The sequence below is a fragment of the Streptomyces sp. NBC_01381 genome (genome assembly GCF_026340305.1).
Lineage (GTDB): Bacteria > Actinomycetota > Actinomycetes > Streptomycetales > Streptomycetaceae > Streptomyces.
Genome location: NZ_JAPEPI010000001.1, coordinates 4,396,821 through 4,422,359 on the forward strand (window position 1 = coordinate 4,396,821; position 25,539 = coordinate 4,422,359).

The window sequence follows — 25,539 nt, forward strand, 5'->3', positions numbered from 1 at the left end:
CTCAAGGAGGAGTTCCGAGCATGGATGAACTCAGCAGGCGCAAGATGCTGCTCACGGGCGGAGCCCTGGGCGCGGTCGGTGCGCTCGGCATGGCATCGCCGGCGAGCGCGCGGTCCGCGTGGACCTGGGCGGCGAGCGGCTCGGTGGCGAGGGCGGGCGAAGGCACCGACCCTCAGTGGGTGTGGGACGAGGAGGCCGACCAGATCCTTGGTGCCGTCCTCGACCGGGGCGACGTACCCAAGGTCAACGAACTGCTGCGGACCTGGACCCGCAATGACCAGCCGCTCCCGGCCGGGCTGCCTCCGGATCTACGGCAGTTCATGGACAAGGCCCGCCAACTGCCCTCCTGGGCCGACCGGAAGAAGCTCGACACCGCCGCGCGATTCAGCACGACGAAAGGGATCTACGTCGGTGCCCTGTACGGGCTCGGCAGTGGTCTGATGAGCACCGCCATCCCCAGGGAGGCCCGCGCCGTCTACTACTCCAAGGGCGGCGCGGACATGAAGGACCGCATCGCCAAGACCGCGAAGCTCGGGTACGACATCGGGGACCTGGACGCCTATCAGCCCCAGGGCTCCATGATCGTGACAGCGGTGCGGACCCGGCTCGTGCACGCGGCGGTGCGCAACCTGCTGCCGAAGTCTCCGGGTTGGTCCCAGACCAGCGAAGGACAGAAGATCCCCATCAGCCAGGCGGACCTGATGGTCACCTGGCACAGCCTGGCCACTCTCGTCATGCGCAAGCTGCTTGAGTGGAAGGTTCCGGTCTCCCGCGCCGAGTCCGAGGCCTATCTGCACGTCTGGCAGGTGACCGCGCACATGCTCGGCGTCCGCGACGAGTACATCCCGGCCACCTGGGACGCGGCGAACGCCCAGTCCGAGCAGCTCCTCGACCCCGTACTCGCCCGCTCGGACGAGGGCGTCAAGTTGACCGAGATGCTCCTCGACATCGTCGCCGAGCTCGACGCCGGTGTGTCACGGCCCCTGGTCAGCGCGTTCTCCCGGTACACGCTCGGCGACCGGATCGGCGACCTGATCGGTCTGTCCGAGGAACCGTTCTGGCAGCCGCTGATCTCGAAGTCCTGGCCGCTCCTTGTGGCCTACCGGGAAAAGCTGATCCCGTTGCCCCTGGTCCCGGAGGCCGCCTGGGCCATGGAGGAAGCCCTCCGCAAGTTCGTCCTGCTCTTCTTGTCGGAGGGCAGGCCCATCCACCTGGAGATCCCTGACGCGAACCGATCGCACTGATGGAGCCGGAGTCGGTGCCGGAGTCCGGTACCTCCGGGATCGGGCGGCGCCGCTTCCTCGGTTACGTGCTTGCCGCGCCGACCCTGCTGACCGCTGCCCAACTCGGGCCTGCACCAGGAGCCGTGGCCGGGATTCCGTCACCGGAGGTCACCGAACTTGTCGACCTCAACGACGTGATGACCGCGGCCGCCCTGCCGACGTCGAACCTGATCACGGTCGAGGTCGGCAGGGACGGCACCGTGTCGTTCGCACTGCCGCGGGCCGAGGTCGGCCAGGGCATCACGACGTCGACGGCCATGCTGATCGCCGAGGAGATGGACGTGCCGCTCGACCGGGTACGGGTGACGCTGGCCGACGCACGGCCGGAGCTGGTCTTCAACCAGCTCACCGGCGCGTCGAACACGACCGTCTCGACCTACACCCCGATCCGGGTCGCCGCAGCAGTCGCCCGCGGCCGGCTGCTGCGAGCCGCGGCCGTCGAACTCGGCGCGGCAGTCGGCGACCTCACTCTGAAGGGCGGAGTCATCACCGGCGGCGCGGGCGGAAACTGCGTCGGCATCGGCGCGCTCTCCGAGAAGGCCGCGAGCAGCGAGCCGCAGCGGGTGTCCGTGGAGCTCAAGGAGCGCCGCGAGTTCACCGTCATCGGCACGCCACAGAACCGCGTCGACGCGCTCGCCGCGGTCACCGGGCGCAAGAAGTTCGCGATGGACCTCGACGTACCAGGCGCCAGGCCGACGATGGTGTGCCGTCCGCCGACCATCAACGGCAAGGTCCGCTCCGTGGCCAACCTCGGAGAGGTCCGGGCCCTGCCCGGCGTCACCGATGTCGTGGCGGTCTCCACCGGTGTCGCGGTGCGCGCGGAGACCTTCGGCCAGTGCATCGACGCCGTACGCGCCCTGCGTGTGTCGTGGAAGCCCGGCAGCGCGGAAGGCAAGTCCGACGAGACGGTGCTCAGGGAGCTGCGAGCCGCCGAACTGCCGCTGGGGCTTCCGCCGGTGACACCGTCCGTGGAGGCCACCTTCACCTTCCACTTCCGCAGCAACAGCGCGCTGGAGCCCAACTGCGCGATAGCCGACGTGCGTTCGGACCGAGCCGAGATCTGGTCGGGCCTGAAGGCGCCGATCGTCGCCAAGCAGGCCATCGCCGCCCGGCTCGGCCTGCCGCAGAGCGCGGTCACCGTCCACGTCACCGAAGGCGGCGGCTCCTTCGGGCGGAAACTCTTCTTCGACGCCGCGCTGGAAGCCGCCGAGATCTCCAAGGAGTTCGGCAAGCCCGTCAAGCTCATGTGGCACCGCGCCGACGACGCCCGCCAAGGGCGCACCCACCCGATGGCCATCTCACGCGTACGCGCCGCCTACCTCGGCAAGACGGTGCTCAGCTACCGGCAGCGGCACACCAGCATCGCCACGGACCTCGGGCACGGCCTCGGCGAGGTTTTCACCGCCCTGGCCGCGAAGCTGCCCGTGGGCGACATCGGCTTCTCCGAGACGTTCTTCCAGCTCTCCCAGTCGATGCCCTACGACTTCGGCGTCAACAGCCGGCTGCTCAGCGAGACCGACAAGGGCTTCAACACCGGCAGCATGCGCAATGTCTACTCGCCCGACGTCACTTGCGCCCGCGAGCTCGTCGTCGACCGGCTCGCCGCGAAGATGGGCAAGGACCCCTTCGCGTTCCGCCGCGACCTCCTGCGCGACGACCGTGCCCGGGCGGCGCTCGACAAGGCCGCCGAGGTGGGGAAGTGGGGCCGGGCGATGCCTGACGGCACCGCGCAGGGCATTGCCCTGCACTCCGAATACCACTCCGTCAACGCGGTGTTGGTGGAGATCGACTGCCGGCCCGAGACCGTCGACCGCCCGATCCGTGACGGCGTGACAGGCCCGCGCGTCACCAAAGCCGTGATCGCTGTGGACGTCGGGCTCGCCGTCAACCCACGGGGCCTGGAAGCCCAGATGATGGGCTGCCTCATGGACGGCATCGCGCTGACCCTGACCTCCAGCCTGCACCTGCGCGACGGCCACTTCCTCGAAGCGAGCTGGGACAACTACTTCTACACCCGGCAGTGGAACACACCCCCCGAGCTGGAGATCATCGTCATGCCGACCACCACCGGGAAGCCGGGCGGCGCAGGGGAGTTGGGCGTCGCCGCGTCGATGGCGGCGGTCGCCTGCGCGTACGGCCGGGCGACCGGCACGATGCCGACCAGGTTCCCCATCAACCACGGCACGCTCTCCTTCGAGCCCAAGCCGACCGTCCCGCCGATCCCTCAGTCCCCGTCCGACGGCCGGAACCACGCCCGCTGAAACATCCGCCGAAGCAACACCGAACCGAAACAAGGAGATCCTGTGCCGGAGCACACCTTCCGCCTCAACGGCGAGCAGGTCACCGTCGACGTCGCCGACGACGTACGGCTGCTGTGGGTGCTGCGCGACATCCTCGGCGTGACCGGCCCGAAGTACGGCTGCGGCATCAACGTCTGCAAGGCCTGCACGAGCCACCTCAACGGCAAGGCCGCCAACCCCTGCGCGATCCCCATCAAGGAGCTACGGCCGACCGACGAGGTCACCACCATCGAAGGGCTCCCGGCCACGGTGGGCGCGGACCTGCACCCGATGCAGCAGGCCTGGCTCGACCAGGACGTGGCCCAGTGCGGCTACTGCCAGCCCGGCCAGATCATGGCAGCGGTCGCCCTGGTCAAACGTGTCGCAGAGGAAGGCCGCCAGATCACCGACGCCGACCTCGACGGCATCCGCAACATCTGCCGCTGCGGCACGTACGTCCGTATCCGCGACGCGGTCAAGGCCGGCGCCGAGAACATGTGAGGGTCAGCCGCCGGTGACGGTGGCGTGGGGGGATTCGTCGACGTGGAGGGTGAAGACGTCGGGCCGGGCGTAGTGGCCGGTGGGGTCGAAATCGAAACGGGCGCGGACGAGGTCGTCGAGGTCGAGTTCGGCGGTCAGGATGCCCTGGCCGTCCCGCAGCGGCCCGGCCAGGACCTCGCCGAGCGGGGAGACGATGACGGAGCCGCCACCGATCAGGACCGTGCCGGGCTCGTCGCTCTGAGTGGGGTGGAGGTCGTCCGGCAGGTCGTCGCGGCGCAGGTACTGGCAGGCGCCGAGGACGAAGCAGCGGCCCTCCAGGGCGATGTGCCGCATGGTGGCCTGCCAGGCGTCGCGGTCGTCGACGGTCGGTGCGCACCACAGGTCGACGCCCTTGGCGTACATCGCCGTACGGAACAGCGGCATGTAGTTCTCCCAGCAGATGGCCGCGCCGATGCGTGCGGTGCCGGTGTCGACGACGGGGAGCGTGGAGCCGTCGCCCTGGCCCCACAGGTAGCGCTCGGCGGCGGTCGGCATCAGCCTGCGGTGCAGGCCCAGGTACCCGTCGGGGCCGAAGAACAGCGCCACGCAGTACAGGGTGCCGCCCTGCCGCTCGACCGCGCCGACCACGGCGTGGCAGCCGAGTTCCCGCGTGACGGCGGCGAGGGCGACGACCTCGGGGCCGGGGACGTCGATGGCGGCGGCGTGATAGCGGCGGAACAGCTCGCGTCCTGCCGGGGTGCGGCCGCCCACCGTGATGCCGAAGTCAAGGCCCTTGGGGTAGCCGCCGAGAAACGCCTCGGGGAGGACGACGACCTCGGCGCCGTGGCCGGCGGCGGCCTCGCGGATCAGCTCCTCGGCGCGGGCCAGCGCGGTCGGCGTATCGAACAGCGGGGCGGACGCCTGAACGACGGCGGCGGTCACGGTGCGGCGGGGCGTGGCGGTCTCGGGGTTCATGGGTCGAAGCCTGGCAGGTCGCCCATCTGGGGTGCCGTGGACGTCCACAGGCGACGCTCGACCATGTCGACAGTAATGCCTGTCGCACACGCACCTCGACAGTTAAAGTTGTCGCATGGATGAAGCGGTAGAGATCCCGACCCCCGACAAGAACGACGAGAACTTCTGGGCCACCGTCATGACTCTGATGGAGCCCGCCTGGAGCGAGCCCACCGAGGACGACACGTTCACCATGGACGACCGGGTCCTCGACGCGGTCCGTGCGCTGGCCGAACGGATTTCGACGCGTGCGCTGGCCTATCGCGCCGCCGGCAAGCACTTCGACCCCGCGCTCATGGCCTCGCCCGATGTGCAACTGGCGCTGCTGCGGGCGCTGTACGAAGCAAAGCAGTCCGTCGACCGGCTGGCGGAGAGTGCCGCCACCGTCGCCGGTCGCAGCGGGGCGAGCTATGCCCAGCTGGGCGCGGCCTGGGGTGGCATCAAACGCCAGTCCGCCCGCCTCAAGTGGCCCCACGCGGTGGTCAAGAAGGCCGCCAGCGGGTCCATCCCGCTCCGCTACGCGGGCGGTTCCGCCGTGGTTCACCACGACCCGGACGCCGACTCCTGGTGGTACAGCGCCACCGCCGCGGACCAGCGGGAAGAGGAGTCCGAGGCCGTCCACGGCACCTATGCCGAGGCCATCGCGGCGGCGACCGAGTTCCTGTTGGCGCACGCCTTGCCTGCCGGGCAGGACCCCGCGTGACGACCTGAACGGTCGTCCCAGGGCTTTCCCGTGTGTACGGGGCCCTTGCTTCCTCGCTATCTGACGACTAGTCATATAGCTAATCGAAACAAGGGCTCCGCCACCACGGCGCTCAACTCCCTGGAGGGCAAGTGAAGTTCTCCGTCATATTCGAAGCGCAGCTCGCCGACCCCACCGTCGAGCGCGAGCACCAACTCTTCCGTGACAGCGTCGAACAGGCCGTGCTGGCCGAGCAGATGGGGTTCGACCGCATCTGGGCCGTCGAGCACCACTCCCTCAAGTGGTACGCGCACATGAGCGCCCCGGAGGTCTTCCTGGCCTGGGTCGCCGCGCGCACCAGCACCATCCGGATCGGGCACGGCGTGGTCTGCATGCCGTTCAACTTCAACCACCCGGCGCGGGTCGCCGAGCGTGCCGCGATGCTCGATCTGCTCTCCGGCGGCCGGCTCGACCTCGGGGCGGGGCGCGGTGGCACGCTGCAGGAGACCTCGCTGTGCGGCGTCGACAAGGAACGTACGGCGCAAGAGGTCGAGGAGGCGCTGCGGATCATCGGGAAGGCTTGGGCGAGTGAGGAGTTGGAGCATCACGGTGAGCTGCTCGACATCGATCCGCACCCGATCCTGCCCCGGCCGAAGCAGACCCCGCACCCGCCGCTCTTCCTCGCCTGCAGCAGGACAGAAACCCTGAAGCAGGCGGCCGAACTCGGCATCGGCGCCCTGGTGATGGGCTTCGCCGGGCCCGACTCGATCGCCGAAATGCGGGCCGCCTACGACGCGGCGATCGCGGACCGTACCGACGCGCGCTTCGTGTCGAGCGTCGTCAACGACCACTTCTCCGTGCTCTGTCCGACGATCGTGCTCGACGACCGGGACACCGCGCGGAGCGTCGGCATCCGGGGTCAGCGGTTCTTCGCGCAGTCCATCGGGCACTGGTACGGCGGCGCGGGCATCCCCGACGAGGCCGTGGTCGAAGGGGCCGACGAGGCGGCCGCGATGCGGGAGGCCGCCGAGCAGGTCGTCGCGCGGCTGCATGAGCACAACATCCCGGTGCGGCCCACCTCCACGGCCACCTTCAACGCCGATCACGCCTACGGGACGGCCGACGACGCCATCGCCTACGTGGAGCGGCTGCGCGACGCGGGCGCCGACGAGATCATGTGCCTCGTCCAGATGGGCACCGTCCCGCAGGAGGCCTGCATGGAGACGCTGCGGCAGTGGGGCGAGAAGGTCATCCCGTACTTCCGGGCCCAGGAAGTCTGAGCGTGGGCGCGGAGGGCGCACGCCCAGGAAGTCTGAGCATGCGAGCGGACAGCGATCGCCTCACCCCCGAGGCACGGCCCCTCGTCGACGCGCTGAGCGCGGCCTTCCCCGACCTCGGCGGCACCGTCACCGACGCGGCCGAGGCCCGCCGCATCCTCGCCGCGACACCGTCCACGGGCAAGGCCCCGCCGCCCGTGGGCGCCGTGGAGGACCGGACCGTCCCGGGGCCTGCCGGCGCCCCCGACCTGCCCGTGCGCGTCTACCGACCCGAGGGGGCCGGCCGCCACCGGCCCACCGTCGTCTTCTTCCACGGCGGGGGCTACACGATCTGCGGGCTCGACACCCACGACGCGACGGCCCGCCGACTGTGCGCGGAGTCCGATGCCGTCGTGGTCTCCGTCGCGTACCGCCTCGCCCCCGAGGACCGCTTCCCGGCGGCCGCCGAAGATGCGTACGCCGCCCTGTGCTGGGCCGCGGCCGAGGCCGGGGCGGGCGGGCTCGGCGGTGATCCCGGCGCGGTCGTGATGGCGGGGGACAGCAGCGGCGGCGGCCTCGCCACCGTCGCTGCCCTGATGGCGCGCGACCGCTCGGGCCCGGGCGTGGCGCTCCAGGTGCTGATCTACCCGGTCCTCGACGCGGGGCAGGACAGCGCCTCGTACACGTCGAACGCGAGCGGCTACTTCCTCACGGCCGCGCACATGCGCTGGTTCTGGGAGCAGTACCTCGGCCCGGACGGCGACGGTACGCATCCCTACGCATCGCCCCTGCGGGCCGGCCTCGCCGCGCTGCCGCCCGCGCACATCGTCACCGCGGGCTGCGATCCGCTGTGCGACGAGGGCCGGGCGTACGCGGCCCGGCTGCGCTCGGCGGGGGTGGCGGTGACCGAGGGGCACCATCCGGGGATGTTCCACGGATTCCTGGGCTTCCCGCAGCTCCTGGGAGAGGCGCGGTCGGCGCTGGCGGATGTGGCAGAAGCGGTCGCCCTGACGGTGTCGGACAGGAAAAACAGCGGTGATGTCGGGGGTAACACAGGATAATTTCCCGAGCCTCCCCTTGTGGTGGAGAACCTCGCCCGCATACGGTGTCCATACGCGAGGTTCTCCCGTGGAGGTTGACAAGTGACGGAAATTCTTGTGCAGAAGGCGACGGAAGGGGCTGTTCCTTCCGCGAGTGGGGGTGGCCCCACGGGAAGGGTTGTGGAGCACCCGGCTTGGCCGATGCTCAAGGACTCCGTGGAGGAGATCCGGCCGTGGCAGTCCGCCGACGGCTCGATCGACTTCGACGCGGAGGGCGCACCGGCGAAGTCCGTGGCCGAGTTCGCCGTCGACCGCGCGATATCCGCGATCGACCAGCTCGCCCCGCTGCTTCCGCACGACGCCGCGTACCACCAGGCGCTGGTCAAGGACCTGCGGCGCTGGGCGGACGACGGCTTCAAGGTGCCGGACTTCCTCGACTCGCTGCTGGCCTTCCAGCCCGCGGCGCACCGCGAGGACGGCCTGCAGCACCTCGTGGTCTTCCCCATGTACACGCAGAACGGCAACCCGGACCGCAATCTCGAAGCGGTCGTGCTGCGCATGGTCTGGCCCGACTGGCTGGCCGAGCTCGAGCGCACGCGCTACGACAACCCGCTGTTCTGCGGCATCACCTTCGAGGACTTCACCGCCGGGTACGACACGAACTCGGCCGTGCTCTTCCCGGAGACCATCGCGGTGCGCGAGGCCCCCGAGCGCTTCAGCTGGGGCGGCATCTTCTGTGACCGAGAGGCGGCCCGCTTCCGCCGCGTCACCGAGGCCTCCGTCGACATCCTCGGGATCGAACTGCCGGACGACATCCGCGAGATGATCGGCGACCAGGACCGCTGCGAGCAGGCATTCGTCCTGTGGGACATGGTCCACGACCGCACCCACAGCCACGGCGACCTGCCATTCGACCCCTTTATGATCAAGCAGCGCCAGCCGTTCTGGATGTACGGCCTCGAGGAGCTGCGCTGTGACCTCACCGCCTTCAAGGAGGCCGTGAAGCTGGAGGCCGAGGGCGTCCCGCAGGCCCGTGATGTGCAGTATGCCGTCCTCTTCGACCGGATGTTCCGCTTCCCGGTCACCGGCGACCGCGTCAAGAATTACGACGGGCTCGGCGGCCAGCTGCTCTTCGCGTACCTGCACAAGCACGACGTCGTCCGCTGGACGGACAACAAGCTCAAGATCGACTGGGAGCGTGCGCCGCAGGTCACCAATCAGCTGTGCGCCGAGATCGAGGAGCTTTACCGCGCGGGCATCGACCGCCCCAAGCTGGTGCACTGGTTCGCCGCGTACGACCTGGTGTCCCAGTACCTCGCCCCGCACCCGGGATCGCGCTGGGCCAAGGGCCCGGACGCCCTGGACACGCAGCTGCCGCCCCGGAAACTCGTCGACGACGTGCTTCCCGACGAGTTTCCGCTCAGCATGTTCTATGAGGCGCTCTCCAAGAAGCTCAAGCATGTGATCGCCTCCACCAAGGGGATCACCGCGGCGGGCGCCGAGCAGGTCGCCGCGTGAGCGGCCGCACCAAGGAGGCGAGGACGATGTCCGCACTCGATGGAGCCGTGGTCGCGGTCGCGGGGGCAGCAGGGCCTGCGGGCCGTGCCACGCTGCTGAGGCTGGCCGAGGCCGGAGCCACGGTCGTGGCGTCCGACGCCGACGCGGCGCGCCTGGCGGAGGCCGTGGACGCCGCGCGGTACGCGCACGGCGGGGCCACCGTCGTCGGTGACACGGTCGACCTCCTGGATCTGGACGCGACCCGCGAGTGGGCCGCGCGCACGGAGAAGGAGTTCGGGCGGATCGACGGCCTGGTGCATCTCGTCGGCGGCTGGCGCGGCAGCGCCACCTTCGCCGAGACCGACCTCGCCGACTGGGACCTGCTCGAAAAGCTCCTGATCCGTACGGTGCAGCACACCTCCCTGGCTTTCCAGGACGGCCTGCAGCGCAGCGACCGCGGCCGCTACCTCTTGATCAGCGCGGCCGGCGCCTCCAAGCCGACGGCCGGCAACGCGGCGTACGCGGCGTCGAAGGCCGCGGCCGAGGCCTGGACGCTCGCCCTCGGCGACGCCTTCCGCAAGGCGGGGGCCGAGCAGGGCCTGACGTCGGCGGCTGCCATCCTGGTGGTCAAGGCGCTGGTGCACGACGCGATGCGCGCGGAGCGGCCCAACGCGAAGTTCGCGGGCTTCACGGACGTCAAGGAGCTGGCCGAGGCCATCGCCGGCGTCTGGGAGCGGCCCGCCGGGGAAGTGAACGGAAACCGCCTGTGGCTGACCGAGAAGCCGTGACCGCTCGCGACACGCGTGAAGCTGTGAACCCTCCGAAGACCGACGCACGCCGTCATCACGACCCGGACGTAAGGGGTTTCGCGAGCGACAACTACGCGGGCGCCCACCCGGAGGTTCTCGCCGCCATCGCCCTTGCCAACGGCGGTCACCAGATCGCGTACGGCGAGGACGACTACACGGCCAACCTCCAGCAGGTGATCCGCGGCCACTTCGGCCCCACCGCCGAGGCGTTCCCGGTCTTCAACGGCACGGGTGCCAACATCGTCGCGCTCCAGGCGATCACCGACCGCTGGGGCGCGGTGATCTGCGCCGAGTCCGCGCACATCAACGTGGACGAGGGCGGCGCTCCCGAGCGCATGGGCGGTCTGAAGCTGCTCACGGTGCCCACGCCCGACGGCAAGCTCACCCCCGAGCTGATCGACAAGCAGGCGTTCGGCTGGGACGACGAGCACCGTGCGATGCCGCAGGTCGTCTCGATCGCGCAGAACACCGAACTGGGCACGCTCTACACGGTGGACGAGATCCGCGCCATCTGCGACCACGCGCACAAGCTCGGCATGAAGGTGCACCTCGACGGCTCGCGGATAGCCAACGCGGCGGCCGCGTTGGACGTCCCCATGCGGACGTTCACGAACGCGGTCGGCGTGGACATCCTGTCCCTGGGCGGCACGAAGAACGGCGCTCTGTTCGGCGAGGCCGTCGTGGTCATCAACCAGGACGCCGTCAGCCACATGAAGCATCTGCGCAAGATGTCCATGCAGCTCGCCTCCAAGATGCGCTTCGTTTCAGTGCAGTTGGAGGCCCTGCTCGCCAAGGACCTGTGGCTGCGCAACGCCCGGCACGCGAACGAGATGGCGCAGCGCCTGGCCGAGGGCGTGCGCGCCGTGCACGGCGTGGAGATTCTCTACCCGGTGCAGGCCAACGCGGTCTTCGCACGGCTGCCGCACGACGTGAGCGAGCGGCTGCAGAAGCAGTACCGCTTCTACTTCTGGGACGAGGCGGCCGGCGACGTCCGCTGGATGTGTGCCTTCGACACCCGCGAGGAGGACGTCGACGGCTTCGTCGCGGCGCTCAAGGAGGAGATGGCGAGGTAGTACCTCGCAGACTCTGGACCGTTGCATAGGTATGCGATCGACCGTAAAAGCATTGACTCACGGTCGGTCGCATTTCTATGCTCCCGGGTCATGCAGATGATCCAGGAAATCCCTGACCTGTCCGCCTACTTGGCCGCCGACGAGGTCATCGACCATCACCATCCGGTCGTACGCGAGACCGCCGCACGCCTCGCCGGGCAGGCCGCCGATTCATACGCATACGCCCAGGCGGCCTTCGAGTTCGTGCGCGACACCATCCCGCACTCCGCCGACAGCGGCGATCTGCGCGTGACCTGGCGCGCCTCCGACGTCATGGAGCAGGGCACGGGCATCTGCCATGCCAAGGCGCACGCGCTGGCCGCGCTGCTGCGCGCCGAGGACATCCCCACCGCGCTCTGCTATCAGCGCCTCGCGTACGACGCGGGCACGGGGTACTGCGTGCACGGCCTGGTCGCCGTCCGCTTCCAGGGCGCCTGGCATCGGCAGGACTGCCGGGGGAACAAGCCCGGCGTCGACGCCCAGTTCTCGCTCGGCGCCGAGAGGCTCGCCTTTGTGCCGGAAGCGGAGTCCACTGAGATGGACTATCCAGTACTCTATGCTGCACCGCATGCGACGGTCCTGCGCATCCTGCAGAGCGCCCCGGACCGTCCGTACCTGTGGGAGAACCTTCCCGACGCACTCTGAACAGCCGCACAGCCGCACAGCCGCACTCCGAACGCAAGGCAGCCGATGACCTTCCAGATCACCGTGACCGACGAAGTCCGCGCCCTCGCCCCCGACTTCACCCACGTCGCCATCGAGGCGTACGGACTCACCAACGGGCCGAGCACCGACGAGGCCTCGGCACTCCTCGACGAGGCCGCACGTCGGCTCACCGAGCGGCTCGGCGGCCGTGCCCCGCACGAGGACCCGCACATGGCGGCCTGGCGCGCGGCGTACACGGCCTTCGGCGCGAAGCCGTCCCGGACCCGCAACTCCGCCGAGGCGCTGGCCAAGCGGGCCCTCGCCGATGGCGGGCTGCCGCGGATCAACACCTTGGTGGACGTTTACAACGCGATCAGCGTCGCCCATCTCATCCCGGTCGGCGGCGAGGACCTGGACCACATCAAGGGCGGCATGCGACTGGTGCTGGCCACCGGCGCGGAGGACTTCGTGACCATGGCCGCGGGGGAGCAGGCGGTCGAGCATCCCGACGCGGGCGAGGTCGTCTGGTGCGACGACGAGGGCGTCACCTGCCGCCGCTGGAACTGGCGCCAGGGCCCGCGCACCCGCCTCACGGAGGAGTCGGTCAACGCCATCTTCCTGCTGGAGGGGATGGGGCCGGACTCCGGAGTCGAGGCGGCCGGTGCCGAACTGGCCGAGCTGCTCGAGAAGTTCAGCCCCGGCGCGCGGCTGACCGTCCACGCGCCGGAGTAATCGATTCAGCTCGCCTCGGCGGCCTTCACCTCGGCGGGAGTCGGCGCGGTGCCGCCGAGGTGCGCCGGCATCCACCAGGTGTCGTCCGGGCCCTTGGGGCGTACGGGATAGGCGCGCTGCGCGGCTTCGAGGAGCTCCTGGCAGCGCTCGCGCAGGCGCCGCGTGATCGCACCCGCGAACTGGTCCTTGGGCGCCTCGACCGGCTCGCCGACGCGGATCGTGATCGGGATGTGGCTGCGCTTGAAGTTGCGCGGGTGGCCCTTGGTCCACAGCCGCTGGGTGCCCCACAGGGCCATCGGGATCAGCGGGACCCCGGCCTCCTGTGCCATGCGTGCCGCACCCGACTTGAACGACTTCAGCGTGAACGACTGCGAGATCGTCGCCTCGGGGAAGACCCCGACGATCTCCCCGGCGCGCAGCGAGTCGAGCGCGTGCTGGTAGGCCGCCTCACCCTGCTTGCGGTCGACAGGGATGTGCTTCATGCCGCGCATCAGCGGACCGGAGATCTTGTGCCGGAACACCGACTCCTTGGCCATGAAGCGCACGAGCCGCTTCTGCGGCAGGGCGGCGAGACCGTCGAAGATGAAGTCCAGGTAGCTGATGTGGTTGCTGACAAGGACCGCACCGCCGGTCCGAGGGATGTTCTCCGACCCTTTGCAGTCGATCTTCAGGTCCCATGCCTTGAAAAGCGTTTTCGCGGCACCGACGACCGGACGGTAGACAAGCTCTGCCATGGGTGGGGAGGGCCCTTCGTTTCTGCCTTTGGGAGGGGGCTCCCGGCGGGAAGTTACGCAGCCGTAGGTTTTTCGGCGTTGCGCAGATCGTGCCCCATGAACGGACGGCTGGCCACCCATCGTGCCCCGCAGGCGCGAGATTCTCGTCACGTTCGCAAGCTTTCGGAATCTTTTCGGGCGTGCGGACGCTGAAGTCCGCGACAGTCGGATCATGGCGAAATGGCGGGAGAGCGAAGTGCGCGAGCTGGTCGGTCGGCTGGGGGAGCGGGCCACGCTCGTGCAGTTCTCCAGCGCCTTCTGCCAGCCCTGCAGGGCAACGCGCCGCGTCCTCGCGGAGGTGGCCGAAATGGTCCCCGGTGTCCGCCATGTGGAGATCGACGCCGAGGCGGAACTGGATCTCGTACGAGAACTGCGCATCCTCAAGACGCCGACGGTCCTGGTGCTCGACGCGCACGGGGACATCGTGCTGCGCAGGTCCGGGCAGCCGCGCAAGGCCGATGTGATCGCCGCGCTGGGCAAGGCCCTGTGAGGCGATGTGCGGGGGAGGGGAGTCGCGATGATGCACGGTCAGGGCGTCACAAGGGGTCTTTCACATCGCGGAACGGACTTGACTGCACCCGGCACCTATCGTCAGCCTGCTTCCATGCCTCCGGAGCTCCTTCTCTACGAGCGCGTCCACCTGGACCTCGCACGTCATGCGAGTGCGCGCTGTCCGGGCTGCTGAGCAGCCACGGAACCGCTCGTACCTCCGGCAGAAGGACAACTCCATGACGGCCACGCCCGATCTCCGTACGCCCCAACTCGCCTCGCCCGACCTGCTGCGCTCCGTCTTCCGGCAGCACGCGGCGGGCGTCGCGGTGATCACTGCCCAGGGCCCCGCGGGCCCCGTCGGCTTCACCGCCACCTCGCTCGTCTCGGTCTCCGCCGAACCTCCGATGCTCTCGTTCGGCATCGGTACAGGCGCCTCCAGCTGGCCCGCGATCTCCGAGGCCGAACACGTCGGCGTCCACATACTCGGCGAGCACCAGCTGGAGCTCGCCACGACGTTCGCACGCAGCGGCGCCGACCGCTTCGGCGCGCCCACGCGCTGGTACGAGGGGCCCGAGGGGGTCCCCGTGCTCGACGGCACGCTGGCCTGGCTCGTCTGCCGCGTCGCCGCGCGGGTGCCCGCGGGTGACCACCGCATCGTCCTCGCGGAGGCGGTCGTGGGGGACCCCGCGGGCGTGGGGCGGCCGCTGCTTTACCACCAGGGTCGCTTCAACGTGCTGCGCGACTGAGAGTTCCCGAATGCCCCGCTGTGTGCCTGATTACAGAGCGTTGGGAAGGTCACAGTTCAGAGCGCTTGCTTAGTGGGAATGTTCTGGGTGTACTGACGAGTAATATTCCGGTCGGAGCGCGGGCCGCCCCGACCGGGATCCGCCGCTCCAGGCGCCTATGCTGCCTGCAAGAAGGCAGTGGCCAGAGCAAGGCAGCAGCCCAGTAAAGACGATGCAGTAGGAGAGCCGGCGTGAGCTTGAGGATCGTTGTCACCGTGAAGTACGTGCCCGACGCCACTGGCGACCGGCACTTCGCCGATGACTTGACCGTGGACCGGGACGATGTCGATGGTCTGCTGTCGGAGCTCGATGAGTACGCGGTGGAGCAGGCGCTGCAGATCGCGGACGAGGCGGACGACGCGGAGATCACCGTGCTGACGGTGGGTCCGGAGGACGCGAAGGACGCGCTGCGCAAGGCGTTGTCGATGGGTGCGGACAAGGCCATCCACGTGGAGGATGACGACCTGCACGGCAGCGACATCATCGGTACGTCGCTGGTCCTTGCCAAGGCGATCGAGAAGGCCGGCTACGACCTGGTGATCTCCGGCATGGCCTCCACCGACGGCACGGCCGGTGTCATTCCCGCGCTGCTGGCCGAGCGGCTGGGTGTCCCGCAGGTGACGCTGCTCTCCGAGGTCAAGGTCGAGGACGGTGTGGTGACGGGCCGCCGGGACGGCGACTCCGCATCCGAGCAGCTGGAGGCGTCGTTGCCGGCGGTGGTGTCGGTGACCGACCAGTCGGGCGAGGCGCGTTACCCCTCGTTCAAGGGGATCATGGCGGCGAAGAAGAAGCCGGTCGAGTCCTGGGATCTGTCGGATCTGGACCTGGAGGCCGATCAGGTCGGTCTGGAGGGTGCGTTCACGACGGTGGACTCCGCGACCGAGCGTCCGGCCCGTACGGCGGGCACGATCGTCAAGGACGAGGGCGAGGGCGGCAAGCAGCTGGCCGAGTTCCTCGCGGGCCAGAAGTTCATCTAAGGCCCGCCAGGCCCTCTCACCCGCCCCCCTACTTCTTCGTAATCGCAGGAGATTGAAGTCCCATGGCTGAAGTTCTCGTCTATGTCGACCACGTGGACGGTGCCGTCCGCAAGCCCACCCTGGAGCTGCTGACGCTGGCCCGCCGCATCGGCGAGCCCGTCGCCCTCGCCCTCGGCGCGGGTGCCGCCGACACGGCCGCGGTGCTGGCCGAGCATGGCGCGGTGAAGGTCCTGACGGCCGATGTGCCGGAGTTCGCCGACTACCTCGTGGTGCCGAAGGTCGACGCGCTGCAGGCCGCCTACACGGCCGTGTCCCCGGCCGCGGTACTGGTTCCCTCCTCCGCGGAGGGCAAGGAGATCGCCGCGCGTCTGGCGGTCCGCATCAAGTCCGGCATCATCACCGACGCCGTCGACCTCGAGGCGGGCGATGAGGGGCCGGTGGCCACGCAGGCCGCGTTCGCCGCCTCCTACTCCACCAAGTCCCGCATCACCACCGGTACTCCGGTCATCACGGTCAAGCCCAACAGTGCGGCCGTGGAGGCCGCCCCGGCCGCGGGCGCGGTCGAGGCGCTTGCCGTGTCGTTCTCCGAGCAGGCCACGGGCACGAAGGTTGTCGCGCGGACGCCGCGTGAGTCGACGGGGCGTCCGGAGCTGACCGAGGCCGCGATCGTGGTCTCCGGTGGCCGTGGCGTCAACGGCGCCGAGAACTTCCACATCATCGAGGCGCTTGCCGACTCGCTGGGTGCGGCGGTGGGTGCCTCGCGTGCCGCGGTGGACGCCGGCTGGTACCCGCACTCCAACCAGGTCGGCCAGACCGGCAAGAGTGTCTCGCCGCAGCTGTACATCGCCTCGGGTATTTCCGGTGCGATCCAGCACCGGGCGGGCATGCAGACCTCGAAGACGATCGTGGCGATCAACAAGGACGCCGAGGCCCCGATCTTCGACCTCGTCGACTACGGCGTGGTCGGCGACCTCTTCGACGTCGTCCCCGCCCTCACCGAAGAGGTCAAGACCCGCAAGGGCTGACCTCGATCGACCGAAACACGAGGCCCCCGCTCCGCGCCCCGCGCGGTGGCGGGGGCCTCGTGCGTCACAGCGTCAGACTCGCCTGCACCGGCAGGTGATCGCTCGGGAACTGTCCGTCGAGGGCGAACGTGTTGATCGTCGCCGAGTGGACCCGGATCCCCGGTGTCGCCAGGATCCAGTCGATGCGGTCGCCGTCCGGGGTGAGCGGCTTGTAGCCGTGGAACGTGGCGTACGCCTTGCTGCGCTCGTCCGCCGCGTCCCAGGTGTCGACGAGACCGGCGCCCAGCATCGTGTCGTAAACCGGATTCTTGTGGGCGGCCACATTGAAGTCGCCCGTCACGAGGATCGGCAGGGACCGGTCGAGGCGGGCGATGCGTTCGGAAATCAAACTCGCGGCACGCGTGCGCGCGTACTGACTGGCGTTGTCGAGGTGGGTGTTGAGCACGTACAGCTCTGAGTCGGTGCGCAGGTCGTGGAAGCGGACCCAGGTGACCATGCGGATGGAACCGCCGCCCCAGGTGTTGGAGCCGATGACGTCCGGGGTGTCCGAGAGCCAATAGTGGTCGTACTCGACCGGGGCGAGCCTGCGGGTGTCGTAGTAGACGGTCATGAACTCGTTGCGGCTGCCGCCCGCACGGCCGGTGCCGATCCAGTCGTAGTGCGGGCCCAGGTCGGCGGCGATGTCGCGCACCTGCTGGTAGAGGCCTTCCTGGGTGCCGATGACATGCGGGCGCGCGCGGCGCAGCAGCTCCCGGGTCACCGGGCGGCGGTCGGCCCAGGTGTTGGGCGGCGTGGTGCTCGCGTAGCGGAGGTTGAACGACATGACCTCCAGACGGCGCCCGGCACGCTCCACCGCGTGCGCGGGGGACGCGGCAAGCGCCGTGGTGAACAGGGGGACCGCCGCGGCGGCGAGTACGGTCTGCAGGCCGAGGCGGCGGGTCACTCGGGAGTCGTGCGGCACGCGGTCTCCTTCGGTGGGTGGCGGTCAGCATGGGGTGCGCGCAGGGAAGTGCGGAAGCAGGATCTGAGACAGGAGTGAACGGCGGCGGTCCGGCAGACGAGAGGGTGTTGACCAGCGGGAAGGTCGACGGATAACTTCGCCATACGGATTGTTGATTCCGTGGAGCGGAAATGCCGGGCGCGGCACCGAGCGTGTGGAGGATGCAGGAATGGGTCAGCAAGAGCAGGTGGCAACGAGCCTCGCCGGTGCAGTCAGCGAGGGCATCAGCGCTTCCCTCGCCCCGGTGGACGCGGAGCTCGAGCGCGCCTATCCCGGAGACCCAGGCACCCGCCAGCCCGTCCACACCGTGTACGTCCCGGGCGAGGCCTTCGCCGCCGACACCATCCGCAGCTGGGGCGACCAGGCCTTGGCGGCGCTCGACGAGCACGCCCCGGACGCGGCCTCCTTCGCCGCCGTACTCGGCCTGACCGACGATCTCGCCGAGCCGGTCTACAGCCGCGTGCGTGCCAAGCTGGAGCGCGAGCCCATCGAGGACCTGCGCATCGACTTCGAGGACGGCTACAAGGGCAAGGACGAGGACCAGGACGCGGCCCGCGCCGCCCGCCTGGTGGCCGAGGCCTACAAGAACGGCACGGCGGCCCCGTACATGGGCATCCGTATGAAGTGCATGGAAGCGGCGGTCCGCGACCGTGGCATTCGCACCCTCGACATCTTCCTCTCCGGTCTCATGGAGGCCGGCGGTCTCCCCGACGGTCTCGTCCTGACCCTGCCCAAGGTGACGTACCCCGAGCAGGTCACCGCCATGGTGCGCCTTCTGGAGGAGTTCGAGAAGGCACGCGGCCTGGAGTCGGGCCGGATCGGCTTCGAGATCCAGATCGAGACCAGCCAGTCCATCCTCGCCACCGACGGCACCGCCGCCGTCGCCCGGATGATCCAGGCCGCCGAGGGCCGCGCCACCGGCCTGCACTACGGCACGTTCGACTACAGCGCCTGCCTCGGCGTCAGCGCCGCCTACCAGGCCAGCGACCACCCGGCCGCCGACCACGCCAAGGCGGTCATGCAGGTCGCCGCGGCAGGCACCGGCGTACGCGTCTCCGACGGCTCCACCAACGTGCTGCCGGTCGGCTCGACCGCGAACGTGCACGAGGCCTGGCGGCTGCACTTCGGCCTCACCCGGCGCGCCCTGGCCCGCGCCTACTACCAGGGCTGGGACATGCACCCCGGCCACATCCCGACGCGGTACGCGGCCGTGATCGCGTTCTACCGCGAGGGCTTCGAGCGGGCCGCCGCGCGCCTGTCCGCCTACGCGGGGCATCACGAGGGTGGCGCGGTCGCGGACGAGCCCGCCACCGCGAAGGCGCTCGCCGGATATCTGCTCCGCGGCCTGGACTGCGGCGCCCTCGACGCCGGCGAGGTCACCCGTGGCACCGGCCTCACGCTGGCAGGGCTGCAGTCCTTCGCGGGCCCCCGCCGCGGGGACCTCACGGCCAACGCCAAGTAACTCCGGCACGCGCTGTCACCCCTGCCCCGTACTCTGTAGCCCACGGAAGTGGTGTCGCAGGAACGGGGCAGCGGTGTCTTCGGGGGATCAGGAACAGACGGGCGGGGTCGGCAGACTCCTGGCCGGGCGCTATCGCGTCCTGGCGCAGCTCGGGCGCGGCGGCATGGGTGTCGTCTGGCGTGCCATGGACGAGGTGCTTCACCGTGAGGTCGCGGTCAAGGAGCTGCGCACGTACTCGGACGCGGCCGGGCCCGAGCTGGCCGACCTGCGCGTGCGGATGCAGCGCGAGGCCCGCGCGGCCGCCCGCGTGCGGCATCCCGGAGTCGTCGCCGTGCACGACGTGGCGGAGGTCGACGGCCGGCCCCTCATCGTCATGGAGCTCATCGAAGGGCCCTCCCTGGACGATGTCCTGCGCGAGCGCGGCACCCTCGACCCCCGCGAGGCTGCAGCCATCGGCGCCAAGGTCATGGAGGCGCTCGCCGCCGCCCACCGCGCCGGCGTCCTGCACCGCGACGTGAAGCCCGGCAACATCCTCCTGGAGTCCGGCGGCCGCGTCGTCCTCACCGACTTCGGCATCGCCACGATGGACGACCCCGCCGACGGCTCGTCCACCCACCTCACCCGCATCGGCGAGCTCGTCGGCTCCCTGGACTATCTGGCCCCCGAGCGCGCCCAGGGCCAGGACCCGGGCCCCGCATCCGACGTCTGGGCCCTCGGAGCCACCCTGTACGCGGCGGTCGAGGGATCGTCGCCCTTCCGCCGTACGTCGACGTGGTCCACGCTCACCGCGATCGTCACCGACCCGCTGCCCGAGCCGCAGCGCGCGGGCCCCCTGGCGCCCGTACTGCAGCAGCTGATGCACAAAGACCCGCAGGCGCGGCCGGACGCCGACCAGGCGGTGCTGCTGCTCGCCGACGCGGCCGGCAGCGGAGCCGCCACGACCGCGCTGCGCGAGCCCGCGCCGCAGCCGAGGCAGACCACCGAGCGGAGCATCCCGAGCGGTCCGCCGCCGGGCTTTGGGCCACCGCTCGCGGCATCGGCCGCCGCGCCGCACCCCGCGGCCCCGGTCCCGCAGCCGTCCCCCGCGTCTCCGCAGCAGCCCAAGCGCCCGCGCCGCGGCCGCGCCCTGCTCGCCGCGGCGGCCGTCACCGTCGTACTGGCCGCGACCGGCGTCACCGTCGCCCTCCTCAACAACGGGGGAGAGGACGGAAACCGGGCACAGAGTCCCGCGTCCTCCGGCGGCAACACTGCCGAGCCGGATGCGGACAACAGCCGTGGCTCGCTGGACGGCACGCGCGCCCCGAAGCCGTCGAAGCAGGGCGACGAGAAGTCCCGTGAGCCGGACGCGAAGCCGTCGGACAAGGACGACCCGAAGTCCACCGTCAAGCCGACGAGCCGCCCCAAGCCCTCGACCGAGCCGACCGAGGACGAGGGCACGACCGGCGGCGGCTCCGGCAGCTCAGGCAGCTCCGACGGCGGCACATCGGGCGGCGGCGACCCGGCCCCCGAGCCCGTCTGCCACGCCACGGGCGGCGGCAAGTACGACTGCTCGGTGTGGCGCACCGCCAAGTCGTACACCGCGTCGGGCACCGAGGCGGGCGTACTGAACGCGGGTACCAACTACTTCTACTGTCAGCAGAACCTCGGCCGCCGCGAGACGTACGGCGAGTGGACGAACGTCTGGTGGGCCAAGACGGACGACGACAGCGGCAATACGAACGTGTTCGTCAGCGACGTCTACATCAAGGGCGGCGACAACGACAAGCCGCTGCCGGGCCTCCCCGTCTGCTGACGAGCCGCTGCCCGGCCTCCCCGTCTGCTGACCGGAAGGCGCGGCAACGCTCAGCCCGCGGGCGGCAGTTCGCCCGACCCGCGGGTGATCAGCCGGGTGGGCAGCTCGATGCGCTCCGGAGCGTCGGACGCGCCGTCCAGCTGCCGGAACAGACGCTCCGCCGCGGTCCTGCCCAACTGCGCCGCGTCCTGGGCGACGACGGTCACGCCCGGCTGCAGCAGATCCGCCAGCTCGATGTCGTCGAAGCCGACGAGCGCCACCGGACGGGAGAGCCCGGCGAGGACACGGACGACCGTCACCGTCACACGGTTGTTGCCCGCGAAGATCGCCGTCACGGGGTCCGGGCCGCTCAGCATCGCCTCAGTGGCCGGTCCGACGCGCTCCGGGGCGGTCGCGCCGAGGGACACCCACTCCTCGTCGACGGGGATGCCCGCGTCCTCCATGGCGGCGCGATAGCCCCGCAGGCGTTCTATGGCCGTATGGATCCGCGGCTGGTCACCGATGAAGCCGATACGCCGGTGACCATGGGCGATGAGATGGGCGACGCCGTCCCGCGCGCCGCCGAAGCTGTCGGAGAGCACGACATCGGCGTCGATCTTCCCGGCGGGACGGTCGACGAAGACGGTGGCGACACCGGCGGCGATCTCCGGCTCCAGATAGCGGTGGTCGTCACCGGCCGGGATGACGACGAGCCCGTCGACCCGGCGCGCACACAGCGCGAGCACCAACTCCTGCTCCCGGTCCGGGTCCTCGGCGCTCGAACCGTTGATCAGGAGCGCGCCGTGGGCGCGGGCGACCTCCTCCACGGCGCGGCTGAGCGGGCCGTAGAAAGGGTCGGCGAGATCCTCCAGGACGAGGCCGATGCTGGCGGTGCGGCCCTTGCGCAGGACCCGTGCACTGTCGTTGCGGCGAAAGCCGAGGGCCTCGATGGCCTCCTGGACGCGGCGTTCGGTGTCCGGAGTGACGCCCGGTTCGCCGTTCACGACCCGGGAGACCGTCTTGAGGCCCACACCGGCGCGCGCGGCGACGTCCTTCATCGTCGGACGGGAGCCGTATCGGTTCTCGGGGCGGCGAGCGGTCTCGGCCACGGTGCGCTGTCCTGTCGTCGGCGTAAATGATGTGGCGTCGAGCATAGAACCTGGACAACGTTGTCAGATGCAAGAGAGACTGTCCATCGCACTCTCCGGCCTGCCCTTTCACCAGGAGATCTGACACTGATGCACACGGACCTCGTCGTCGCACTCGACATCGGCGGCACCAAGATCGCCGGCGCCCTGGTGGACGAGCACGGCCGGATCCTGCTGCGCGCCCAGCGGCCGACGCCCGCGCGCGAGGACGGCGACACCGTGATGCGGGCGGTCGAAGAGGTCGTCGCCGAGCTCAGAATCTCCCCGCTGTGGGGCCGCGCCCGTGCCGTGGGCATCGGCAGCGCGGGCCCCGTGGACGCGTCGGCGGGCACGGTCAGTCCCGTCAACGTCCCCGGCTGGCGCGGCTATCCCCTGGTCGAGCGGGTGCGGGCGGCGACCGATGGGCTGCCCGTCGAACTCGTCGGCGACGGCGTCGCGATGACGGCGGCCGAGCACTGGCAGGGCGCGGCCCGCGGCCACGACAACGCCCTGTGCATGGTGGTCTCCACCGGCGTCGGCGGCGGCCTCATCCTCGGCGGGCAACTGCACCCCGGCCCCACCGGCAACGCGGGCCACATCGGCCACATCAGCGTGGACCTCGACGGCGACCCCTGCCCCTGCGGTGCGCGCGGCTGCGTCGAGCGCATAGCGAGCGGCCCGAACATCGCGCGCCGCGCCCTGGACGGCGGCTGGCGTCCGGGCCCGGACGGCGACACCTCCGCCGCGGCGGTCGCCATCGCCGCCCGGGCCGGCGACCCGGTGGCCCTCGCCTCCTTCGCCCGAGCGGCCAGGGCGCTGGCCGCCGGGATCGCCGCGACGGCGACGCTCGTCGAGATCGACATCGCCGTCATCGGCGGCGGCGTGGCGAAGGCGGGCGACGTCCTCTTCACGCCCCTGCGCCGCGCGCTGCGGGACTACGCCACGTTGTCTTTTGTACGCCAACTGACCGTGGCCCCAGCGTTGATGAGTACGGATGCGGGGCTGGTGGGGGCGGCGGCGGCCGTGCTCGGCGGTAAGCGGCTGAGCGCGGCGCCGACGCAGCCCACGGCTTTGGAGAGCCGGACGGGCTGACGATTTCAGCCCGGCCGGAGACATCTCCAGCCCGTCCGGCGTTTGAGGACGAACTCGGCGGAGCCGGTGACAGACGGCAACCAAAGCGGCCCGCGGCTCAGCAGCTGAGCATTGGCTCCGCCCAGTCCGCGTGGTCGGAGTCGGTCCCGTCACCGCCGTCGGTGACGACGAGCCGTACCGTCTGCGCACCGCTCACGTCGGCCGACAGGCCCTGCGCGGCATGGACGTTGGTCAGGACGCCCGTCGACGCGGCCTTCTTGCCGTCGGCCCAGATCTCGAAGGCGACCGAACCCTTGAGGCCCTTCTCGTCGTCGACGCCCACCTTGGCCGTGACCTTCTCGCAGGCACCGCCGGTGTAGTACTCGATGCTGCTCGACGCGTGCGCGCCGAGCCCCTTGGCGAACACCACCCCGTTGATCGTCATCGGATTGCCGTCGCCGGCCGCGCTCTCGCCGTTGCTCGTGTCCTTCTCGACCGGGCCCCAGCCGTTGGCCGTGGAGAGCCATGGCAGATCACTCATCGCCGAGCTGCCCGCGGGCGGGGCCACGACGACATGTGCCGTCAGCGGCAGCGTGCTCTGGGCGCGGGCGCCGGAGGGGGAGCGATAGGCCGTCTTGACGGTCAGGTCGTACGCACCCGGGGACGCGCCCTGAGGCGCGGTCACCGACCACGACGTACTGAGGGACTTGCCGGTGCCCAGGGAGCTCGCGGTCGACGGCGACGTCGCCTTGATCTGCCAGCCGGACGGTCCGCTGATGGTGGCCGACACCTTCTGCGCGGGGGTGCGGCCGAGGTTGGTGACCTTCGACCTCAGCTTGGTCGGCTTGCCGGGCTCCATGAACGGGGCGCCGCCCAGGCCGAGTTCGACGGCGGGCGGCTGCTGTGCCCACTTGCCGTCCGCCGACACGCGCAGCAGTACGGTGCCGTGCGCGGGGACGGTCGCCGAGATCGTGCCCGCCGTGTTGTAGCTCTTGTGCTGCCACAGGTCGCGCAGCGTGTAGCCGTCCGCGTCCGGGAGGCCGACGGCCTTCGCCGTTGTGGCGATCGACTGGGCGCTGCCCGTCTCGTTGAAGAGCGCGACGGCCCGGCTGCCGTCCTTCATCTCCTTGGCGACGACCCACCGGCCGCCCTCGGAGGAGAGCACCTCGCCCTGCTTGCCCAGCGGATCCTGGTCGACGGCGATGACTTCCTTGTTGCCGATGATCTCGAAGGTCTCGGGCGTGGCCTTGCGCAGGTCCGAGCCGATGAGCAGCGGCGCGGCCATGACGGACCACATGGAGAAGTGCGTGCGGTACTCGGTGTCCGTCATCCCGCCGTTGCCGACCTCCAGCATGTCCGGGTCGTTCCAGTGCCCCGGACCCGCGTGCTCGGCGAGCGGCAGGTTCTGCTTCATGATCGACAGCATCGAGCTCCAGTTGTCGCTGATGTCGCCGGTGGTGCGCCAGAGATGGCCGACGTCGGAGGCCCACTCCCAGGGCTTGTTCTCGCCCCACTCGCAGATGCTGTAGACGATGGGGCGGCCGGTGGCCTTCAGCGCGTCGCGCATCGCGATGTAGCGCTTCTTGGCGTCGACGCCCTGGTTGTTGCAGTTGTCGTACTTGAGGTAGTCGACGCCCCAGTCGGCGAACTGCTGTGCGTCGCTGACCTCATGGCCGAGCGCTCCGGGGAAGCCGATGTCGCTGCAGGTCTTGGTGCCGGCGCTGGTGTAGATGCCGAGCTTCAGGCCCTTGGCGTGTACGTAGTCGGCAACTGCCTTGATCCCATTGGGGAATCGCTTGGGGTCGGGGACCAACTTGCCGTTCGCGTCCCGTTCGGGCAGCGCCCAGCAGTCGTCGAGGTTGACGTACTGATAGCCGGCGTCCTTGAGTCCCTTCTCGAGGAAGATGTCCGCGATCCCCTTGACCATCGACTCGTCGAACTCGGCCCTGCAGTGGGTGGAGTTCCAGTTGTTGAAGCCCATGGGCGGGGTGAGGGCGAGATCGCCGGGGAGCTTCGACTCGGCACCGGACGCAGGGGCTGCTCCGCCCCGGGCGTCCAGGTCCTGTGCCGCGGCCGGTACGGGTGCCGCGAGGCCCGCGCCGCACAGCAGCGCGGCGGCGATCGACCCGACGACTCTTCGGCGGATGGTGCGGGAGATGAGATGACGCATCGTTACATTCCTCCGTACTCGCAGGAGTTGGGGGCTGCATGTACGTGTCAGAGGTGC

General features: G+C 70.2%; 23 protein-coding genes. 18 read left to right on the forward strand and 5 right to left on the reverse strand.

Translation table 11 applies throughout. From position 1 onward, the window contains the following. Positions 1 to 20 precede the first annotated feature (20 nt). From OG453_RS20495 to OG453_RS20505, 3 genes are read left to right on the forward strand one after another with little or no spacing between them, the layout of a single operon-like run. The gene (locus OG453_RS20495; RefSeq protein WP_266869416.1) at positions 21 to 1,244 is read left to right on the forward strand and encodes an oxygenase MpaB family protein; all 1,224 of its coding nucleotides are present in this window, start codon (positions 21 to 23) and stop codon (positions 1,242 to 1,244) included. Then, positions 1,244 to 3,544 (forward strand): molybdopterin cofactor-binding domain-containing protein, encoded by a 2,301-nt coding sequence (locus OG453_RS20500; RefSeq protein ID WP_266869417.1) that lies wholly within the window; start codon positions 1,244 to 1,246, stop codon positions 3,542 to 3,544. The genes OG453_RS20495 and OG453_RS20500 overlap by 1 nt, the downstream gene beginning before the upstream one ends. Positions 3,545 to 3,586: 42 nt before the next feature. After that, positions 3,587 to 4,063 carry a (2Fe-2S)-binding protein gene (locus OG453_RS20505; protein WP_266869418.1) on the forward strand — a complete coding sequence of 159 codons (477 nt, stop codon included), beginning with the start codon at positions 3,587 to 3,589 and terminating at the stop codon, positions 4,061 to 4,063. Positions 4,064 to 4,066: 3 nt separating this feature from the next. On the opposite strand, the gene OG453_RS20510 is transcribed toward OG453_RS20505, so the two are convergent. Continuing rightward, on the reverse strand, positions 4,067 to 5,017 hold the full coding sequence (locus OG453_RS20510) for a nitrilase-related carbon-nitrogen hydrolase (RefSeq protein ID WP_266869419.1): 951 nt from the start codon (positions 5,015 to 5,017) through the stop codon (positions 4,067 to 4,069). 115 nt (positions 5,018 to 5,132) lie between these two features. On the opposite strand from OG453_RS20510, the gene OG453_RS20515 reads away from it, so the two are divergent. The 8 genes from OG453_RS20515 (at position 5,133) to OG453_RS20550 (ending at position 12,829) form a co-directional block, all read left to right on the forward strand. Then, positions 5,133 to 5,759 carry a hypothetical protein gene (locus tag OG453_RS20515; protein WP_266869420.1) on the forward strand — a complete coding sequence of 209 codons (627 nt, stop codon included), beginning with the start codon at positions 5,133 to 5,135 and terminating at the stop codon, positions 5,757 to 5,759. 131 nt (positions 5,760 to 5,890) lie between these two features. Next, positions 5,891 to 7,018, forward strand: a complete 1,128-nt coding sequence (locus OG453_RS20520) for an LLM class flavin-dependent oxidoreductase (RefSeq protein WP_266869421.1) — start codon at positions 5,891 to 5,893, stop codon at positions 7,016 to 7,018. A gap of 38 nt (positions 7,019 to 7,056) precedes the next feature. Beyond that, positions 7,057 to 8,055, forward strand: coding sequence for an alpha/beta hydrolase (locus OG453_RS20525; protein WP_266869422.1), 999 nt, complete (start codon positions 7,057 to 7,059; stop codon positions 8,053 to 8,055). 81 nt (positions 8,056 to 8,136) lie between these two features. After that, entirely contained in the window at positions 8,137 to 9,552 is a 1,416-nt protein-coding gene (locus OG453_RS20530) for a DUF6421 family protein (protein ID WP_266869424.1), read from the forward strand. 26 nt (positions 9,553 to 9,578) lie between these two features. Next, positions 9,579 to 10,319: an SDR family NAD(P)-dependent oxidoreductase gene (locus tag OG453_RS20535; protein ID WP_266869425.1), complete on the forward strand. Its 741-nt coding sequence runs from the start codon at positions 9,579 to 9,581 to the stop codon at positions 10,317 to 10,319. Positions 10,320 to 10,342: 23 nt separating this feature from the next. Next, on the forward strand, positions 10,343 to 11,413 hold the full coding sequence (locus OG453_RS20540) for a low specificity L-threonine aldolase (protein ID WP_266869426.1): 1,071 nt from the start codon (positions 10,343 to 10,345) through the stop codon (positions 11,411 to 11,413). Between the two features lie 90 nt (positions 11,414 to 11,503). Further along, positions 11,504 to 12,097 (forward strand): transglutaminase domain-containing protein, encoded by a 594-nt coding sequence (locus tag OG453_RS20545; protein ID WP_266869427.1) that lies wholly within the window; start codon positions 11,504 to 11,506, stop codon positions 12,095 to 12,097. Between the two features lie 45 nt (positions 12,098 to 12,142). After that, complete coding sequence (locus OG453_RS20550) at positions 12,143 to 12,829, forward strand: B3/4 domain-containing protein (protein WP_266869428.1); 687 nt, start codon at positions 12,143 to 12,145, stop codon at positions 12,827 to 12,829. A 5-nt stretch (positions 12,830 to 12,834) separates the two neighbouring features. Here the strand turns inward: OG453_RS20550 and OG453_RS20555 are convergent, their stop codons facing one another. Beyond that, the gene (locus tag OG453_RS20555; protein ID WP_266869429.1) at positions 12,835 to 13,563 is read right to left on the reverse strand and encodes a lysophospholipid acyltransferase family protein; all 729 of its coding nucleotides are present in this window, start codon (positions 13,561 to 13,563) and stop codon (positions 12,835 to 12,837) included. Between the two features lie 211 nt (positions 13,564 to 13,774). Between OG453_RS20555 and OG453_RS20560 the strand changes: the two genes are divergently transcribed. The 4 genes from OG453_RS20560 (at position 13,775) to OG453_RS20575 (ending at position 16,881) form a co-directional block, all read left to right on the forward strand. Then, the gene (locus OG453_RS20560) at positions 13,775 to 14,092 is read left to right on the forward strand and encodes a thioredoxin family protein (protein WP_266869431.1); all 318 of its coding nucleotides are present in this window, start codon (positions 13,775 to 13,777) and stop codon (positions 14,090 to 14,092) included. 238 nt (positions 14,093 to 14,330) lie between these two features. Then, positions 14,331 to 14,840, forward strand: coding sequence for a flavin reductase family protein (locus tag OG453_RS20565; protein WP_266869432.1), 510 nt, complete (start codon positions 14,331 to 14,333; stop codon positions 14,838 to 14,840). 230 nt (positions 14,841 to 15,070) lie between these two features. After that, positions 15,071 to 15,856, forward strand: coding sequence for an electron transfer flavoprotein subunit beta/FixA family protein (locus tag OG453_RS20570; protein ID WP_266869433.1), 786 nt, complete (start codon positions 15,071 to 15,073; stop codon positions 15,854 to 15,856). Positions 15,857 to 15,918: 62 nt separating this feature from the next. Beyond that, positions 15,919 to 16,881, forward strand: a complete 963-nt coding sequence (locus OG453_RS20575) for an electron transfer flavoprotein subunit alpha/FixB family protein (protein ID WP_266869434.1) — start codon at positions 15,919 to 15,921, stop codon at positions 16,879 to 16,881. A 64-nt stretch (positions 16,882 to 16,945) separates the two neighbouring features. Here the strand turns inward: OG453_RS20575 and OG453_RS20580 are convergent, their stop codons facing one another. Beyond that, positions 16,946 to 17,842, reverse strand: coding sequence for an endonuclease/exonuclease/phosphatase family protein (locus OG453_RS20580; RefSeq protein ID WP_266869435.1), 897 nt, complete (start codon positions 17,840 to 17,842; stop codon positions 16,946 to 16,948). Positions 17,843 to 18,050: 208 nt separating this feature from the next. Here OG453_RS20580 and OG453_RS20585 point away from each other — a divergent pair, with 208 nt between their 5' ends. Together OG453_RS20585 and OG453_RS20590 are read left to right on the forward strand one after the other, a co-directional pair. Beyond that, on the forward strand, positions 18,051 to 19,343 hold the full coding sequence (locus OG453_RS20585) for an aldolase/citrate lyase family protein (protein ID WP_266869436.1): 1,293 nt from the start codon (positions 18,051 to 18,053) through the stop codon (positions 19,341 to 19,343). A gap of 73 nt (positions 19,344 to 19,416) precedes the next feature. Then, the gene (locus tag OG453_RS20590; RefSeq protein ID WP_266869437.1) at positions 19,417 to 21,135 is read left to right on the forward strand and encodes a serine/threonine-protein kinase; all 1,719 of its coding nucleotides are present in this window, start codon (positions 19,417 to 19,419) and stop codon (positions 21,133 to 21,135) included. Positions 21,136 to 21,185: 50 nt separating this feature from the next. On the opposite strand, the gene OG453_RS20595 is transcribed toward OG453_RS20590, so the two are convergent. Further along, positions 21,186 to 22,223: a LacI family DNA-binding transcriptional regulator gene (locus tag OG453_RS20595; RefSeq protein ID WP_135335772.1), complete on the reverse strand. Its 1,038-nt coding sequence runs from the start codon at positions 22,221 to 22,223 to the stop codon at positions 21,186 to 21,188. A 129-nt stretch (positions 22,224 to 22,352) separates the two neighbouring features. Here OG453_RS20595 and OG453_RS20600 point away from each other — a divergent pair, with 129 nt between their 5' ends. Continuing rightward, a complete protein-coding gene (locus OG453_RS20600) occupies positions 22,353 to 23,333 on the forward strand; it encodes an ROK family protein (RefSeq protein ID WP_266869439.1) in 981 nt (326 codons plus the stop codon). A 97-nt stretch (positions 23,334 to 23,430) separates the two neighbouring features. Here OG453_RS20600 and OG453_RS20605 read toward each other — a convergent pair whose 3' ends face one another. Continuing rightward, the gene (locus OG453_RS20605) at positions 23,431 to 25,482 is read right to left on the reverse strand and encodes an NPCBM/NEW2 domain-containing protein (protein ID WP_266869440.1); all 2,052 of its coding nucleotides are present in this window, start codon (positions 25,480 to 25,482) and stop codon (positions 23,431 to 23,433) included. Positions 25,483 to 25,539: the final 57 nt, after the last annotated feature.

What these genes read in the sequence shown, in the direction of transcription:
- OG453_RS20495 (WP_266869416.1), top strand. Translation starts at nt 21, where the DNA reads ATGGATGAACTCAGCAGGCGCAAGATGCTGCTCACGGGCGGAGCCCTG.
- OG453_RS20500 (WP_266869417.1), top strand. Translation starts at nt 1,244, where the DNA reads ATGGAGCCGGAGTCGGTGCCGGAGTCCGGTACCTCCGGGATCGGGCGG.
- OG453_RS20510 (WP_266869419.1), bottom strand. Translation starts at nt 5,017, where the DNA reads ATGAACCCCGAGACCGCCACGCCCCGCCGCACCGTGACCGCCGCCGTC.
- OG453_RS20515 (WP_266869420.1), top strand. Translation starts at nt 5,133, where the DNA reads ATGGATGAAGCGGTAGAGATCCCGACCCCCGACAAGAACGACGAGAAC.
- OG453_RS20525 (WP_266869422.1), top strand. Translation starts at nt 7,057, where the DNA reads ATGCGAGCGGACAGCGATCGCCTCACCCCCGAGGCACGGCCCCTCGTC.
- OG453_RS20535 (WP_266869425.1), top strand. Translation starts at nt 9,579, where the DNA reads ATGTCCGCACTCGATGGAGCCGTGGTCGCGGTCGCGGGGGCAGCAGGG.
- OG453_RS20545 (WP_266869427.1), top strand. Translation starts at nt 11,504, where the DNA reads ATGCAGATGATCCAGGAAATCCCTGACCTGTCCGCCTACTTGGCCGCC.
- OG453_RS20550 (WP_266869428.1), top strand. Translation starts at nt 12,143, where the DNA reads ATGACCTTCCAGATCACCGTGACCGACGAAGTCCGCGCCCTCGCCCCC.
- OG453_RS20555 (WP_266869429.1), bottom strand. Translation starts at nt 13,563, where the DNA reads ATGGCAGAGCTTGTCTACCGTCCGGTCGTCGGTGCCGCGAAAACGCTT.
- OG453_RS20560 (WP_266869431.1), top strand. Translation starts at nt 13,775, where the DNA reads ATGGCGAAATGGCGGGAGAGCGAAGTGCGCGAGCTGGTCGGTCGGCTG.
- OG453_RS20565 (WP_266869432.1), top strand. Translation starts at nt 14,331, where the DNA reads ATGACGGCCACGCCCGATCTCCGTACGCCCCAACTCGCCTCGCCCGAC.
- OG453_RS20575 (WP_266869434.1), top strand. Translation starts at nt 15,919, where the DNA reads ATGGCTGAAGTTCTCGTCTATGTCGACCACGTGGACGGTGCCGTCCGC.
- OG453_RS20585 (WP_266869436.1), top strand. Translation starts at nt 18,051, where the DNA reads ATGGGTCAGCAAGAGCAGGTGGCAACGAGCCTCGCCGGTGCAGTCAGC.
- OG453_RS20600 (WP_266869439.1), top strand. Translation starts at nt 22,353, where the DNA reads ATGCACACGGACCTCGTCGTCGCACTCGACATCGGCGGCACCAAGATC.
- OG453_RS20605 (WP_266869440.1), bottom strand. Translation starts at nt 25,482, where the DNA reads ATGCGTCATCTCATCTCCCGCACCATCCGCCGAAGAGTCGTCGGGTCG.